The organism is Lichenihabitans sp. Uapishka_5 (genome assembly GCF_033947565.1).
Lineage (GTDB): Bacteria > Pseudomonadota > Alphaproteobacteria > Rhizobiales > Beijerinckiaceae > Lichenihabitans.
Map to the genome: position 1 here is coordinate 52,110 of NZ_JARPVX010000011.1, position 15,621 is coordinate 67,730.

14 protein-coding genes are annotated in these 15,621 nt (G+C 66.8%); 9 read left to right on the forward strand and 5 right to left on the reverse strand.

Going from position 1 to position 15,621, the window contains the following annotated elements; genetic code table 11:
- Window positions 1-3: 3 nt before the first annotated feature.
- Window positions 4-894 carry a DMT family transporter gene (locus P7D22_RS07005; RefSeq protein WP_319933505.1) on the reverse strand — a complete coding sequence of 297 codons (891 nt, stop codon included), beginning with the start codon at window positions 892-894 and terminating at the stop codon, window positions 4-6.
- A gap of 181 nt (window positions 895-1,075) precedes the next feature.
- Between P7D22_RS07005 and fabD the strand changes: the two genes are divergently transcribed.
- The 6 genes from fabD (at window position 1,076) to gmk (ending at window position 7,315) form a co-directional block, all read left to right on the forward strand.
- Window positions 1,076-2,011 carry an ACP S-malonyltransferase gene (fabD, locus tag P7D22_RS07010; RefSeq protein WP_319933506.1) on the forward strand — a complete coding sequence of 312 codons (936 nt, stop codon included), beginning with the start codon at window positions 1,076-1,078 and terminating at the stop codon, window positions 2,009-2,011.
- A gap of 59 nt (window positions 2,012-2,070) precedes the next feature.
- The gene (fabG, locus tag P7D22_RS07015) at window positions 2,071-2,808 is read left to right on the forward strand and encodes a 3-oxoacyl-[acyl-carrier-protein] reductase (protein ID WP_319933507.1); all 738 of its coding nucleotides are present in this window, start codon (window positions 2,071-2,073) and stop codon (window positions 2,806-2,808) included.
- Between the two features lie 280 nt (window positions 2,809-3,088).
- The gene (locus tag P7D22_RS07020) at window positions 3,089-3,328 is read left to right on the forward strand and encodes an acyl carrier protein (RefSeq protein WP_319933508.1); all 240 of its coding nucleotides are present in this window, start codon (window positions 3,089-3,091) and stop codon (window positions 3,326-3,328) included.
- 128 nt (window positions 3,329-3,456) lie between these two features.
- Window positions 3,457-4,731, forward strand: a complete 1,275-nt coding sequence (gene fabF / locus P7D22_RS07025) for a beta-ketoacyl-ACP synthase II (protein ID WP_442916040.1) — start codon at window positions 3,457-3,459, stop codon at window positions 4,729-4,731.
- 153 nt (window positions 4,732-4,884) lie between these two features.
- Window positions 4,885-6,564: an endolytic transglycosylase MltG gene (gene mltG / locus P7D22_RS07030; RefSeq protein ID WP_319933510.1), complete on the forward strand. Its 1,680-nt coding sequence runs from the start codon at window positions 4,885-4,887 to the stop codon at window positions 6,562-6,564.
- A 139-nt stretch (window positions 6,565-6,703) separates the two neighbouring features.
- Window positions 6,704-7,315: a guanylate kinase gene (gene gmk, locus P7D22_RS07035; RefSeq protein ID WP_442916042.1), complete on the forward strand. Its 612-nt coding sequence runs from the start codon at window positions 6,704-6,706 to the stop codon at window positions 7,313-7,315.
- On the opposite strand, the gene rsmA is transcribed toward gmk, so the two are convergent.
- The 4 genes from rsmA to lptF are packed head-to-tail and all read right to left on the reverse strand — an operon-like array spanning window position 7,299 to window position 12,992.
- Window positions 7,299-8,192 carry a 16S rRNA (adenine(1518)-N(6)/adenine(1519)-N(6))-dimethyltransferase RsmA gene (gene rsmA, locus P7D22_RS07040; RefSeq protein WP_319933512.1) on the reverse strand — a complete coding sequence of 298 codons (894 nt, stop codon included), beginning with the start codon at window positions 8,190-8,192 and terminating at the stop codon, window positions 7,299-7,301. The two genes, gmk and rsmA, sit on opposite strands and share 17 nt — an antisense overlap.
- 5 nt (window positions 8,193-8,197) lie before the next feature.
- Window positions 8,198-10,750 (reverse strand): LPS-assembly protein LptD, encoded by a 2,553-nt coding sequence (locus P7D22_RS07045; protein ID WP_442916043.1) that lies wholly within the window; start codon window positions 10,748-10,750, stop codon window positions 8,198-8,200.
- A gap of 23 nt (window positions 10,751-10,773) precedes the next feature.
- Complete coding sequence (lptG, locus tag P7D22_RS07050) at window positions 10,774-11,856, reverse strand: LPS export ABC transporter permease LptG (RefSeq protein ID WP_319933514.1); 1,083 nt, start codon at window positions 11,854-11,856, stop codon at window positions 10,774-10,776.
- Between the two features lie 2 nt (window positions 11,857-11,858).
- Window positions 11,859-12,992: an LPS export ABC transporter permease LptF gene (lptF, locus tag P7D22_RS07055; protein ID WP_319933515.1), complete on the reverse strand. Its 1,134-nt coding sequence runs from the start codon at window positions 12,990-12,992 to the stop codon at window positions 11,859-11,861.
- Window positions 12,993-13,274: 282 nt separating this feature from the next.
- On the opposite strand from lptF, the gene P7D22_RS07060 reads away from it, so the two are divergent.
- Genes P7D22_RS07060 through P7D22_RS07070 form a run of 3 tightly spaced genes read left to right on the forward strand, consistent with a single transcriptional unit; the run spans window position 13,275 to window position 15,613 of the window.
- Window positions 13,275-14,774: a leucyl aminopeptidase gene (locus P7D22_RS07060; RefSeq protein ID WP_319933516.1), complete on the forward strand. Its 1,500-nt coding sequence runs from the start codon at window positions 13,275-13,277 to the stop codon at window positions 14,772-14,774.
- Window positions 14,775-14,783: 9 nt separating this feature from the next.
- Window positions 14,784-15,242: a DNA polymerase III subunit chi gene (locus tag P7D22_RS07065; RefSeq protein ID WP_319933517.1), complete on the forward strand. Its 459-nt coding sequence runs from the start codon at window positions 14,784-14,786 to the stop codon at window positions 15,240-15,242.
- Window positions 15,239-15,613, forward strand: a complete 375-nt coding sequence (locus P7D22_RS07070; RefSeq protein ID WP_319933518.1) for a hypothetical protein — start codon at window positions 15,239-15,241, stop codon at window positions 15,611-15,613. The genes P7D22_RS07065 and P7D22_RS07070 overlap by 4 nt, the downstream gene beginning before the upstream one ends.
- Window positions 15,614-15,621 lie beyond the last annotated feature (8 nt).

A 15,621-nucleotide genomic window follows, 5' to 3' on the forward strand; every position in this document is an offset into this window, starting at 1 on the left:
GGCTTACGGCGACACCGCCGTCGCCCCCTCCCGGCTGCGCCACAGGTACCACAGCACCGAGCCGAGCACGAGCGTGCCGCCCAGGAGCACGGCCCGGCTCGGCACTTCCGCGAAGGCCAGCCACACCCAAAGCGGCCCCAGCACCACATCCAGCATCGACACGATGCCGGCCTCGCCTGAGCCGATGCGGCGTCCGCCTTCGAGGGCCAGAATGTAGCCGATGCCGGTGGTCAGGATGCCAAACGCCGCCATGGCGCCGATCTGGCTCGGGCTCGGCAGGGTGGCGGCCATCAAGGGCCAGCTCAGGATGGCGCATAGCCCTGCCGCGACAGCCATGATGAGCGGCATGTCGGCGCCCGGATGCCGCTTCACATGCACCAGCTGCAGGCCGAAGCCGACCGTCGTCGCAAAGGCCGCGAGATTGCCGGCGATGTCGCGCGCCGTCATGGCGGCCCCCGCCATCAGGGCCACCCCGGCGAGCGCCACGGCGCCGGCGACGAGCAGGCGGGCGTCGACGCGCTCGCCGACCCACACAAAGGCGATGCCGGCCGCCACGAACGGCAGGGTGGCGTAGACGGTCATCACATTGGCCACGCTGGTCAGTTCGAGTGCGAACACATAGGCGATCGTGGCTATGAGGCTGGTGGCGATCTGGAACAGGTCGGGCCAGCCCAGGCGACGCAGGGCGGCGCCGGCGCGTCGGCGGCTTCGCATCGCGAAAAAGGCCGCGAGGAACACCGCCGAGGCGAGCGACCGCCATCCCAGCACCGTCCAGGGATCGAGCCCGGCCATGCGGACGAACAGGCCCGCGGTGCTCCACAACACGGCCGAGATCGCCACCAGCACGAAGCCGAGGGTCCTGTCGGTGCCGGGTGAGGTTTTGGGCCGATCCATGGTTGCATTCTCCCACGACATGGGAAAGCGTCCTACCGGACGGGCTCGCTCCGAATCGACCGGCGCTGTCGATCCCGAGCCATCGCCGCGGCGGCGTTCGATTGCCGGACCGCTGTGGCGCGCTTGACACAGCCATGCCGATGATGGAACTCGCGACCCTTTCAACGGCCATGGAGGCCCGATGTCCATCGCACTCGTTTTTCCGGGGCAGGGGTCCCAGGCCGTCGGCATGGGCAAGGCCCTGGCCGAGAGCTTTCCCGTGGCGCGAACGGTGTTTGACCGCGTCGATGCGGCCCTTGGTGAGCCCTTGTCGCGGTTGATGTTCGCCGGGCCCGAGGCCGAGCTGACCCGCACCGCCAATGCCCAGCCGGCCTTGATGGCAACCAGCCTCGCGGTTGTGGCGGTATTGCAGGCCGAGGCCAGTTTCGCGGTGACCGATGCCGCCTTTGTGGCTGGCCATTCGCTTGGAGAATATTCGGCGCTGGCGGCGGCGGGCGCCTTCGAGATCGAGACGGCGGCGCAACTGCTACGGCTGCGCGGCGAGGCCATGCAGCGGGCGGTACCGGCCGGGGAGGGCGCCATGGCGGCCCTTCTCGGCGTTGAGGAGGAGCAGGCCCGCGCCATCGCGGCCGAAGCGGCCGAGGGGGAGGTCTGCGATATCGCCAACGACAATGGCGGCGGGCAGGTCGTGGTGTCGGGCCACGCTGCCGCGGTGGAGCGGGCCATTGCGCTCGCCAAGGCGCGCGGCGTCAAGCGGGCGGTGTTGCTGCAGGTGTCGGCCCCCTTCCATTGCGGCCTGATGGCGCCGGCCGCGGTTGCCATGCGCGATGCCCTCGCGGCGGCCGACATCAAGGCACCGGTCGTGCCGGTGGTGGCCAACAGGCTGGCCGCGCCGGTGACGACCCCGGATGCCATCCGGCAGGCGCTCGTCGATCAGGTGTGTGGCACCGTGCGCTGGCGCGAAAGCATGCGCTTCATGGCCGATGCGGGGGTGACGGAGTTCGTCGAGGTCGGCTCCGGCAAGGTGCTGGCTGGATTGGTGAAGCGCATCGCACCCGAGGCGCAGGCCCGATCGATCGGCACGCCGGACGATATCGCGGCTTTCCGCAACCGTTGAGCTTTCCCGTGGCGTCGAGTCGGCACGGCCCGCGCTCGTCTGAAACAAAGGACCCATCCATGTTCGATCTGACCGGCAAGACCGCTCTCGTGACGGGCGCCACAGGCGGTCTCGGTGGCGCCATCGCCCGCACCCTGCACGCTCAGGGCGCCACAGTGGCGATCTCGGGCACCCGCGCGGCCAAGCTCGACGAGCTCGCGGCGGAGCTTGGTGATCGCGTCCACTGCCTGCCGTGCGACCTCGGCAACGTCGAGGCCGTTGAGGCGCTGGTGCCGGCCGCCGAGGCGGCACTCGGCCGGCTCGACATCCTGGTCAACAACGCCGGCGTGACGCGCGACAAGCTTTTCATGCGGATGAAGGACGAGGACTGGCAGGCGGTTCTCGACATTAATCTGACGGCCGGCTTCCGGCTGTCCCGCGCGGCCCTCAAGGGCATGATGAAGCGCCGTGCCGGGCGCATCGTCACCATCACATCGGTGGTGGGCACCACCGGCAATGCCGGGCAGGGCAATTACGCGGCCTCGAAGGCGGGCCTCACCGCGATGAGCAAGTCGCTCGCGGCCGAGGTGGCGAGCCGCGGCGTCACGGTGAATTGCGTCGCGCCGGGCTTCATCGCCAGCGCCATGACGGCCGTGCTGACCGACGCCCAGAAGGACAAGATCCTGGGCAGCATCCCGGCTGGCCAGATGGGGGCCGGCACCGACGTCGCGGCCTGCGTGGCCTTCCTGGCCAGTGACGAGGCCGGCTATGTGACGGGCCAGACCCTGCACGTGAATGGCGGCATGGCCATGGTGTAGAGGCCCGTAGCGGTAGGGCCGCCTGCAGCCTTGGTGGCGTTTCCCGCTCTCGCCAAGGCGGAATCGCCGTGCTAGCAACCCACCCCGGGCCATAAACCAACAACGAAGGCCTGGGGAAATTGCCTTTCTGTAACGAATGTGCTTCCAACGCGAGCGTCGGCCAGCAGCGGCAACGGCCCTCTTGGGGTGTTGAGCATCCCGGGTCAGACCGCAGCGGTGGACACGGGATCCGATCAACGCTCACGACCAGAGCACACCAACCTCAACAAGGAATGACCAGATGAGCGATGTCGCCGAGCGCGTGAAGAAGATCGTTGTGGAACACCTCGGCGTGGAGCCGGACAAGGTGGTCGACAACGCCAATTTCATCGACGATCTGGGCGCCGACTCGCTCGACACCGTTGAGCTCGTCATGGCTTTCGAGGAAGAGTTCGGCGTCGAGATTCCGGACGATGCGGCCGAGACGATCGTCACCGTCGGCGATGCGGTGCGGTTCCTCGAGAAGAACAAGAAGGCCTGACACCCATCAGGAGCCGCGGCGCCCCGGTGCCGCGGCGAGGCCTGCGGTGTGGCCGCGGGGACTGGTGCTTGGATACGGTTCCGCCGGTCGGGCGCCCGCAACACGACCAAGAGTAAGGATCTGGATAGGTGAACCTCGGACGTCGGGTCGTTATCACCGGATTGGGCATGGTCTCGCCGCTCGGCGGTGACGTTCCCACAACATGGGCGCGGTTGATCGCGGGCCAGAGCGGCGCCAGGATCATCGAGGATTTCGATACCTCCGACCTTGCCTGCAAGATCGGCTGCCAGGTCCCGCGCGGCGACGGGCAGGACGGCACCTTCCATGCCGACAGCTGGATGGAGCCCAAAGAACAACGCAAGGTCGACCCCTTCATCGTTTATGCGGTCTCGGCCGCCACCCAGGCCCTGCGGGATGCCGGGTGGGAGCCCAAGACCTACGAGGACCAGATCAACACCGGCGTGCTGATCGGCTCGGGTATCGGCGGTCTCGGCGGCATCAACGAGGGCGCCGTGCTGATGCACGAGCGGGGCCCGCGTCGCTTGTCGCCCTTCTTCATCCCGGGCCGGTTGATCAATCTGGCCAGCGGTTACGTGTCGATCATGCACGGCCTGAAAGGGCCCAACCATGCGGTCGTTACGGCTTGCTCGACCGGCGCGCACGCGATCGGCGACGCCGCGCGGCTGGTGGCCTTCGGAGATGCCGACGTCATGGTGGCGGGCGGCGCCGAATCGGCTGTCAATCGCCTCAGCTTCGCCGGCTTCTGCGCCTGCCGGGCACTGTCGACCGGCTTCAACGACCGGCCTGAGGCGGGTTCGCGGCCCTACGACAAGGATCGTGACGGCTTCGTCATGGGCGACGGGGCCGGTTGCGTGGTGGTCGAGAGCCTCGAACACGCCAAGGCCCGCGGAGCCCGCATTTATGCCGAGGTGATCGGCTATGGTCTCACCGGCGACGCCTACCACATCACCGCGCCATCGGCGGATGGCGATGGTGCCTATCGGTGCATGAAGGCCGCGCTGAAGCGCGCCGGCCTCGAGCCCTCGGCGGTCGACTACGTCAACGCTCATGGTACCTCGACGCCGCTTGGCGACGAGATCGAGCTCGGCGCCGTGACGCGCCTGATGGGCGATGCGGTCGAGGGTCTCACCATGTCGTCGACGAAATCGGCGGTCGGTCATCTGCTGGGTGCCGCCGGGGCCGTTGAAGCCATTTTCTCGGTTCTGGCCATCCGCGACCAGGTGGCGCCGCCGACGCTGAACCTCGACAATCCGTCGGTCGAAACGCCGATCGACCTCGTGCCCCACAAGGCCAAGTCGAAGCGTATCGGCGTCGCGCTGTCGAATTCCTTCGGGTTCGGCGGCACGAATGCGTCGCTGGTGTTCCGCCACCCCGACGCCTGAGACGGCCGGTGCCGCGTGGCACTGCCGCATCAAACCCGGGAAATCGCCGCGTGCCTGTCGCCCCGCCACGAGCGCGCCGTTGTTCCGCGTCCTGGTTAGGCTAGAACGGTCTGCGGCGCGGCCGCAGCCTACCCGTGCGTAACGATCCGAAGGGTGCCGTCGTTGAAAAGCCCGAGGGAAGCCCTGCAGCCTGAAGCGGCGCCGCCTCCGCCGCCCGCCCCACAACGCCACAAGCGCGCTTCACTGTTCTCGCTGCTGAGCGGCCTTTTGTCGTTCATCATCGTCCTAGTGGTGGTGGCCGTGATCGGCTGGTCGTTCGTGTCCAGCAAGGTCACCGCTCCGGGGCCATTGGGCGCCGACAAGACCGTCAACATCCTGAAGGGCGACGACGTCGAGACGACGCTGGAGGAAAACAGCGTCATCGACAATGCCATGCTGATGAAGGCGATGCTTCTGCTCGAACGCAACAAGGGGAGCGTGAAGGCGGGCGAGTACCTGTTCAAGCAGAATGCCAGCCTGCAGGACGTGATCGACACGCTGGTGTCGGGCAAGCAGGTGCTGCACGCCCTGACGATCCCGGAAGGCCTGACCAGCCAGCAGGTGGTCGACCGCATGAGCGACAACGACGTGCTAGTGGGCGAACTGAAGGCCGTGCCGCCCGAAGGCTCGCTGATGCCCGACACCTATAAGTTCGCCCGTGGCACCACGCGCGAGCAATTGGTGCGCACCATGCAGCAGGAAGAGCGCAAGGTCGTCAACGAGGTGTGGAGCCATCGCACGGGCGAAACGGTTATCCGGTCGCCCTATGAGCTCGTGACGTTGGCTTCGATCGTCGAGAAGGAAACCGGCAAGGCGGACGAGCGCCCCCGCGTGGCGGGCGTCTTCATCAATCGGCTGTCGAAGAACATCCCCCTGCAGTCCGACCCAACCATCGTTTACGGGCTAGTGGGCGGCAAGGGCACGCTCGGGCGGGGCATCCTGAAAACCGAGGTCGAACAGAAGACCCCCTACAATACCTATCAGATCGCCGGGCTGCCGCCTGGGCCGATCGCCAACCCTGGCAAGGCGGCGCTGGAGGCGGTGGCAAATCCGTCGCGTACCCGCGAACTCTATTTCGTGGCTGATGGCACGGGGGGCCACGCCTTTGCGGAAACGCTCGATCAGCATCGCGCCAACGTCCTGCGCTGGCGCCAGATCGAGAAGGACGCCAAGGACAAGGTGACGCCCGACTCGGGGCCTGCGGGCCCGGCGGCGCCGGCCGGCAGCAAGAACCAGCGCGGCGATCTCGGTTCGGACACGGTGTTCGGCGGCCTGGCGCCGCTCGGCTCTGGGGCGGGGAAGCAGGCGGGCGACCGCTTCGCGGCCGTGCCGTTGCTGACGAGCGACGCGCATTTCATTGGCGCGCCCCGGGCCGAGCCGAACGGTGATCTGTTCAACGAACTCGACGTCGAGGTCGACGGCGTCAGGTCGAAGGATCCGCCGCAGGATGTCTTCGGCGCCGCGGCGGCTGACACCGGTGTGGCAGAGCCCGCCGGCTCGATGCAGACGTTCCCGCTTTCGCCCCAGCGGCAGGCCGAGATGAAGGCGCGCGAAGCGGCGATGGGCTTGCCCGCGAGTTCAAGCGCGCTCCCGGCCGAGACGGCGCCGCTGCGCACTGCATCAGCCTCGCCGGAGGGCGGCCTGCCGCCCCTGGCCGAGGGGCGTGTGCGGATCTTCGATGCTTCGGAAGGCACCGCCCTCGATCCGCTGAAAGATCGCAGCTACGACCTGTCGAGCGCCAAATCGGTTCCGGCTTTGAAGGCGCTCCCTCCGATGCCGGTGCTCACCCGCTGAAGGCAGGCCGCGCCGCCGCCGCTCATGCGGGGCTGGACCGGGCGCGGGAAATCGCGCAGGTTGCCGTCCCTTTCCAACTTGTGACGCTATGACGATCGTCGATCCGGTTTCCAGCCTGCCTCCCTCGCGCCGTGGATTAATGTTGATCCTGTCGTCGCCGTCCGGCGCCGGCAAGACCACGCTCACCCGGCTGCTGTTGCAGAACCGCGAGCTCGACCTCACCCTGTCCGTGTCGGTCACCACACGGGCGCGTCGGGCCAGCGAGGCCGACGGCATCCATTATCACTTCATCACCCCGGCGACCTTTGCGGCCCTGCGGGACGCCGGCGACCTGCTGGAACATGCCGAAGTGCATGGCAATTCCTATGGCACGCCCCGGGCGCCGGCCGAGGAGGTGCTGGCGGGCGGCCGCGACATGCTGTTCGACATCGATTATCAGGGGACGCAGCAGGTCCGGGCCAAGGCGCCCCAGGACGCCGTGACGATCTTCATTCTGCCGCCCTCGATGCGGGAGTTGCGGGGGAGGCTCGAGCGTCGAGCCGAGGATTCGGCCGACGTCATCGACGCTCGGCTGGCCGCGTCGCGCAACGAGATCTCCCGCTGGACCAGCTACGATTACGTGCTGGTCAACGAGGATCTGCAGCAGACGTTTGGCAGCGTGCTGTCGATCCTGAAGGCCGAGCGGTTGCGGCGCCTGCGTCAGACGGCGGTGACGACCGCGCTCGTGGCGCGCCTCATGGACGAGCGTTGATCCGCCGCTCGTCCCACCAGCTGGCCATGGCGACGAAATCCGCGATGGTGAGTTCCTCGGCCCGGCGGGTACCGTCGACCGCGGCCGCGTCCAGCATGGGTTGCAGATCCGCCGGCTGAAGACCCGGCAGCGCCTTCAACGATTGGCGCAGCATCTTGCGACGCTGCCCGAATGCCGCCTGCGTGACGGCCGAGAGGGCGCCCGCCCTGCAGGGCAGCGGATCGGGCCGAGGCACCAGTTCGACGATCGAGGATGTGATCTTCGGCGGCGGCGTAAAGGCCGAGGCCGGCACGTCGAACTGGATACGGGCCTTGGTGCGCCAGCCGCACAGCACACCGAGGCGGCCGTAGTCGACCCGCTGGGCCGGTGTCGCGACGATGCGTTCGGCCACCTCGCGCTGGAACATCAGCACCATGCGGTCGAACCAGGGCGGCCATGGCTCCGTTTCGAGCCAGCCTGTCAGCAGTGCCGTACCGACATTGTAGGGAAGGTTCGCCACGATGCGCAGCGGCCGTCCGGGTACCGCATAGGCGCTCGGGTCCACCGTCAGCGCGTCGCCCTCGATCACCTCGAGGCGTCCGGGATAATGCGCCGCCACCTCGGCCAGGGCCGCCAGGCAGCGGCTGTCCTGCTCGATCGCCACGACGCGTTCGGCGCCTTGGGCCAGCAGGGCCCGGGTGAGGCCGCCTGGGCCCGGTCCGACCTCGACCACCGTGACGCCCGCCAGAGGCCCGGCGGTCCGGGCGATGCGAGCCGTCAGGTTCAGGTCGAAAAGGAAATTCTGCCCGAGCGACCGCTTCGGCTCGAGCCCGTGTCGCGCCACCACGTCGCGAAGCGGCGGCAATCCGTCGGAGGTGACCTCGGAACCCGCCGCCATGACGTTCAGTGGCCGTCTTCCACGACGCTGTTGCCGAGGGCCGACGATCCGCTGGCGGATGCCAGGGTCCGCAACGTCAGCGTGAAGGTGAGAGTCTTGTCGTCATATTCGGTGTTGGATGCCGTGGTGTAGCTCTGGGAATAATTGACGCTGAAGGTCGTGCATTCGTCGTTATAGCCGACGCCGAGCCCAAGCACCGACAGCTTGGGGCGGCCCAAGGGCGTGTCGTAGGCGCCGGTGGTTGTGTTGTATTTGTAGGGCTTGAGGTCCAGCGTGGTGTTGGCGCTGACGAAATAATGGTCGAGGAAGTTGTAGCGCCCCGTCAGCAGCACGCCTTCGCGGGTGAACGGATAGCCGACCAGCGGTTGCGCCTCGTAGCGCGAGAACTGCACAGACGACGAGAAGTCCATGATGCTGAAGCGCCCGATCAGGTCGATCGTCTCGGGTGTGAAATCCTGCTGGTTGAAGCGCCCCTTGGCGATGAACGACAGGTTGGAGTTCGGCGCGAGGGCGAAGCGGCCGACATAATCCGAGTTGGTCGTCTCGAGGCCCGACTGCGAAGACACCTGCGAGATGTCGGACACGCCATAGGAATTGGTGCCTGCGAGTTGCACCGACTCGCCGAACAAGGCGTTCACATAGCCGCCCTGCTGGAACGTCATTGAATATTGGCCGCCGACGTTGGCCCGCACGCCACCCTCGACCCGATCGTAGCCGGAGAACTTATTCCACTCGAACAAGTTGGTATCGTCGAAGAACAGGCTCTGGGCGTCTTCATTAGGCCGCTGCCCGGCGTCCGTTTCGTTGGGCCGCACGATCACCTGGGCGATCGGCTCGAGCGTATGGGTGACGCTGCCGGTCTGCGCCACGAAAGGGTAGCGCCAGTCGAGGCCGATGCCCGGCATCGCCCGGGCAAACAGCGAGTTGTTTGAACTGAAGAAATTCGACTGATTGGTGTTGGCGATAACCGACGTCGAGGACCCGTTCGTGAACGAGAAGGTGTCGGAGGTGTTGAGGTTGTAGCCTTCCACGTCGAAGCGCGCGAAGGCGAAGGGCGTCCAGACTTCGCCGATCGGGTCGATGAACTTGCGCTGCCAGGTGATCTGCGCTGAGGCCCGCTCGGTGCTGCCACCGATGCCGCGGAGCAGGCAGGTCGGGGGGGTGAAGTTCGGCTTCGCGGGATTGGCGGTCGGGCAAACGTCGTAGAGCCCATAAGCCTTGTCGAGCAGCCGCGTGCCGGTCGACTCGTAATAAGCGGCATCGCGGCTCAGCGCCGTGATGTTGGCGTCAATATTGACCTCGCCGCCGATCCCCAGCGAGCGCGCCGGATCGACCGCGACGGTGCGGTTGTAATCGACCGTCGGCAGCACGAGCGGCTGCTGCTTTTCGAAGTCGAACGACGACAGGCCCTGGATATAGTAGCCGCGCAGATCGAAGAAGCTGCGGTCGCCCTTGCCGGTCAGGTAGACGGTGGAGATCGACTCGCGGATGTAGTCCGCCGTCAGCGTATCGTCGCGGACCTTGTAGTCCTGGAAAAAGTACTTGTCCGAGAAGACCGCGATGTCCCAGCCGTATTTCCACTCGGGGTTGATGTAGAACTGCCCCTTGGTCTCGATCGAGCCGCGCAGATCGCGCTGCCCTGACCCATAGGGCGAGGCCGCGAAGGCGCTGGGATCGAGCTGGTAGATCCCGGTGGCGCGGATGTTGTAGGTGCCGGTGCTGAGGCGCTGGCGGAACTCGGCCTGGCCAAGCACGCCCTGGCGCGTCAGGATCGTGGGCGTCAGCGTCACGTCGTAGTCGGGCGCGAGATTCCAGAAATACGGGATCGAGGTGCCAAAGCCGAGGCGCTCGTTATACAGGAAGCGCGGTGCCAGGACGCCGCTCTTCTTGGTGACGCTCGGATCGGGGCTGGACAGGTAGGGGAAATAGGCCAGGGGGACGCCGGCCAATTCGAAGGTGGCGTCCTCGTAGTAGATCATCTGCTCGTCGGACTTGTGGATGATCTTGACGGCCTTGACCTGCCAAAGCGGCGGCCGCTCGGGATGCTCCTTGCAGGGCGCGCAGGCCGTATAGGTGCTCTTGTCGAGCACGGTGGTCTCGCCTTCGTTGCGTTCGGCCCGCGGCGCCGTGATCGTCGTCTTGTCGGCCGTCAGCGTGCTCAGGCTGTCGATGAACCCGCTGCGGAAATCATCCGTCAGATCGAACCGGGTGGCATGCGTCACCGAGCCATCGGCTTCGGTCAGCTTGGCATTGCCTTCGGCATAAACGCGGCTGGTCGCGCGATTGTAGATCACCTTGTCGGCTTCGAGGGTGCGGCCCTGGTAATAAAGCTGCACATTGCCTTCGGCCGTGACCACGTTGGTGTCGCGGTTGTAGACGAGCTGATTGGCCTGGACGACCAGCCGGTCGGTCTTTTGCGGCGCGGCGGTTCCCGCCTGCGCCGGAGCGGAGGCAACCTGGGCCGCATGGGCCGTGCCTACGCTCGCCGTCGCCAGCAAGGTGGCGAGGAGAACGGTGGCGACCTGTCCGAACATGGCGATACGCGACTTCACTTCCATTCGCACTTAGGCAGCGTCCCGCATCAACCATCTTCCTGGTACAACAGCACCAGCGATCCCAACATACTCCCGACAATGGCCGGAGACCAAGCGGCGACCTGCGTGCTGAGGAGGCCGGCACCGCCGAGATCCCCAACCAGTTTGGTTGCGACATAAAGCACGAAGCCCGATGCCACGCCGCCCGCCACCATGCGGGCCACGCCACCAAACCGGAAAAACCTTAAGGAAAACGAAGCCGCCACGAGAACCATGGCGACGAACAACAGCGGCCGGGCCAGAAGCTTCTGATATTGCAGCGCATAGGCGGTGGCATCCAACCCGGCGCGTTCGGTTCGGTCCCGCACTTCGGGCAGCTCCCAGAACGGCACGCTTTCGGGCGGGACGAAGGATTGGGTCACCTGTTCGGGCGTCAGATTGCTGGCCAGCAGGTAGGTGTGGTCGTCCACCGGCGCCGTGTCGGGCGCCAGGACGCGTGCGTTTTCCATCGACCAGTATCCCGGATGCAACGCCACATGATCCGACTCGATGCGTTCCATGAAGGATCCGTCGGGCTCGAACACGAAGGCCGTGACGCCCGACAGATTGATTCCCCCGTCGCTGGCCCGGGTGGCACGCAAGATCGCCTGGCCGTCGAGGCTCTTCTGCCGGATCCACAGGTCGGCGTCGCCGGTGCCGCCCTTCTGGCCGAACAGCTTGACTTCAAGCCGATCGGCCCGCTGCTTGAAGATGGCGGACATCGGATTGTAGACCGTCACGGCGAACAGGCCGAGCGCGAGCGCCACCGCGACAGGCGGCAGCAGGAACTGCCACACCGACACGCCCGCGGCCCGGGCGACGATCAGCTCGAGTTTGCGCGTCAGGTTAAGGAACGCGAACATGGCGCCGAACAACACCGCGAAGGGCAGCATCTGTTCGGCCACCGCGGGCACGCGCAGCAGCGACAACAGCGCCACGAGCTGTGCGGTCGCCCCCTTGGTGTCGCCCGAGCGCCGGAACAGCTCCACGAAGTCGATAAGATAGATCAGGGCGAACATCGTCCCGAAGACGCCCATCACGGTGCTGAGGAAGCGGGTCGACAGGTATCGCGCGAGGGTGAAGCCGACCATGCTCAGGCGTGTTTCTGCCGGACGCTCGGCATCACGGTCAGCCGGGGTAGGCTGATGCGTGGCCCGAACAGCATGAACAGCGTGCCCAGGATGGTGAGCAGCGGCACCGCGTAAACAAAGCCGACGCCCGCGGGCGTCCTGGCGGCGACGTTCGAGGCCGCGAAACCGCATATCCGCACGGCCATCACCACCATGATGGCGGTCATGATGGCCGAGCTTCGTCCTTGCCGGGTGGTCCGGGCCTGCCCGAGCGCCGCAAAGGCCACAAGCCCGAACGCGACGGCATAAAGCGGGTTGACGAAACGGTCGTGCAGTTCGGCCCGGAATTTGCCGTATTGGGCTTTCACGTCGGGGGCGTTGCGGTCGAGGTGCAGCAGTTCCGCGGTGCTGCGCTCGCGCGGCTTGTAAGGGATGTTGCCCGCATCGCCGCCAAACTGGGCGAGGTCGACGGCGTAACGGTCGAAGGCCACCAGCGCGGCGTCACGACTGTTGGCTTGTTGACGCTGCACGCTGCCCTTTTCGAGCACAAGGAAGCTCGCGTCGTCCGTGTTGACGGTCTGCCCCCGCTCGGCCAGGTAGCTCGTTACCTTGTCGGGGTCGCGGCGGTCCTGCATGAAGACGCCCAGCAGCTCGCCGCTTGGTCCGCGCTCCCGGTAGTGAAACACGAATCCCTGGTCGAGCGTCGTGAAGGTGCCGGCCCGCACCACGCGGGTCAAAAAGTCCGAGCGGACCTCGGTGATGAGATCCCGGAGGGCGTGGAAGCTCCACGGCATGACGAAGAGCGACATGGCCGCGACCGTCAGGGCCGCCAACAGCGTCAAGGTCGCGAAGGGCCGCATCAAACGGGCCGGCGACAGGCCCGAGGCGCTCATCACGATCAGCTCGCTGTCGCTGTTCAGCTTGTTCAGGCTGTAGAGGATCGCGATGAACAAGGCGATCGGCGCGATGATCATCACCAGAGACGGTACGCCGAGGCCGGTGACGGCCAGAAAGGTGAGCAGCGACTGACCCTTGGTGGTCAACAGGTCGAATTCGCGCAGCGCCTGGGTGATCCAGATCATAAAGGTCAGCACGCCGAGCGCCGACAAGAAGGCCCACAGCGTGGTGCGGAACACATAGGCTTGAACGAGCTTCATGGGTGTCGGATCGTCCGCGACGACCGGTTAGTCCCGGCGTCCATCGTGCGGTGCAGCATAACCCATGACTTAGCCCCGTGCATCGTGCTTCGCACCCGTGCTTCTCGCGCTTGGGACGTGATTGCGCGCCGGTCCCGATCGGCTCCTAGTCAGACGTCACGGCATTTTAGGGGCAGGCTAATCGTCTTGCGTCCATCCGCTCGGCCGCAGCCGGCGCTTGCCATTGGACGGGCCGTGGGTGCACAGGCTACCCTTGGCGAAAGCCGCTAAGGATGGTCGAGAATGTCCGATTTGGTCGAGATTGCCTTCACGTCGCTCGAGCCCGCGAGCCTCGCGGCCGCCCGGGGCGGCACGGTGGTGTGTTTCGTCGGCAAGGCCCTGGCCTTGCGGGGCGCCGCCGCGACGGCCTTCGACGGTGCCGCGGCCCTGGTGGCACGGGCGGCCGGGGTGGCGCAGTTCAAGGCCAAGCCGAAAACCGTCCTCGACCTGATCGCCCCTGCCGGCATGCAGGCGGATCGGCTTCTCGTGGTGGGGATCGACGAGGAGGCATCGGCGCGGCCGCACGACTGGGTGACGCTCGGTGGCCTCGTGATGGGCAAGCTGAAGGCCGGCACCGAGGCCCTGGTGGTGTTCGATCCGACGGGGGCCGACGCGGCCGCAGCCGCCTCCTTCGCGCTCGGCCTCAAGCTCCGCGCCTACCGGTTCGACCGTTACAAGTCCAAGAAGACCGAGAAGGAGGATGACGCGCCGGTGCGGGTGACGATCGCCACCGCCGACGGTGCGGCCGCCTCTGCCGCGGGCGCCAGCCTTTCGGCCATCGCGGATGGCGTCTACACGGCGCGAAGCCTGACCAACGAGCCGCCGAACGTACTGTTCCCGGTCGAATATGCGCGCCGGGCCGCCGAGCTCGCCTCGCTCGGCGTCGAGATCGAAGTGCTCGATCAGGCAGCTCTTGAGAAGGCCGGCATGCGGGCGCTGCTGGCGGTCGGGCAGGGGTCGCGCCACGAAAGCCGCGTCGTCATCATGCGCTGGAACGGCGGCGCGCAGGACCAGCAGCCGGTGGCGATCGTCGGCAAGGGCGTCACCTTCGATACCGGCGGCATCTCGATCAAGCCGGCGGCCGGCATGGAGGACATGAAGGGCGACATGGCGGGCTCCGCCTGCGTGGTCGGCTTGATGCACGCCCTGGCGAGCCGCAAGGCCAAGGCCAATGTGGTGGGCGCGATCGGCCTCGTCGAAAACATGCCCGACGGCAACGCCCAACGGCCTGGCGACATCGTGACCGCGATGTCCGGCACCACCATCGAGATCATCAACACCGATGCGGAAGGCCGCCTCGTGCTGGCGGACCTGCTTTGGTATGTGCAGGCCACCTACAAGCCCGCCGTGATGATCGATCTTGCGACCTTGACGGGCGCCATCATCGTGGCGCTGGCGCATGAATATGCCGGCATGTTCTCGAACAACGACGATCTCTGCGCCCGGCTCAGCCAGGCGGGCGATGCGACGGGCGAGCGGGTGTGGCGGCTGCCGCTCGGGCCCGCCTACGACAAGCTCATCGAATCGAAATTCGCCGACATCAAGAACACCGGCGGCCGGCACGGAGGCTCCATCACGGCGGCGCAGTTCCTGCAGCGTTTCGTCAACGACGTGCCCTGGGCCCATCTCGATATCGCCGGCACCGGCATGGGCTCGCCGCTCGACGAGATCAACCAGAGCTGGGGGTCGGGCTGGGGCGTGCGGCTGCTCGACCGCTTCGTGGCGGACCATTACGAGGCCTGAGCCCCGGCCGTGACCGAGGTGTGGTTTTATCATCTCGAAACGCAGGGGCTCGATGCCGTGCTGCCGGTGCTGCTGCGCCGGTCGCTCGACCGGGGCTGGCGGGTCGCCGTGCAAGGCACGGCGCCCGAGCGGCTGCAGGTGCTCGACAGCCTGCTCTGGACCTTCGACGAGGCGAGCTTCCTGCCGCATGCCGTCAAGGGGGACGGCAATGCCGCCCTGCAACCGGTGCTGCTGACCGACGATGACGAGAACCCCAATGGGGCGGCGCTGCGCATCTTCATCGATCGTGCCGTCGCGCAGCCGGCGCTGGAGCGGCAGGACTATGCCCGCGCCATGCTGATGTTCGATGGTCGCGACGACGAAGCGGTGGCGGATGCGCGGCGGCAATGGTCGGCCCTGAAGGGCGCCAGCCACACCGTCACCTATTGGCAGCAAAGCCACGAAGGCCGCTGGGAGAAGCGGGCATGAGGCGCGATCGCCAGTTTGGCATCCGGGCCTTGGCGCTGTTGCTTGGGGCCGGTCTCGCGGCTTTCCAGCCGACGGCCGCCTCCGCCCGGCAAAGCCTGAGCTTCACGCCTGGTCAGCACGACCGGTCGCATGGCGTGCAGGCGGAACACAGCCGGCATCGGGTCCGGAGCGTCCGGCCCCATGTCCGGTCCGGCGTGGCCCGGGCGCCGGGCGGAGCGGCGCGGGGTCGCGCCGTCGCGTCGCAACGGGAAACTGTGGATGACGGACCGGCCGCCAAGGCCGTGCCCGGCAAGGGGTTCTCGATGGAGAACGGTGTGCTGACCTATCCGGCACCGGCCCGCTTTCAAACCAAGGCTCTACGGGGTCGTTAATCGCTGTC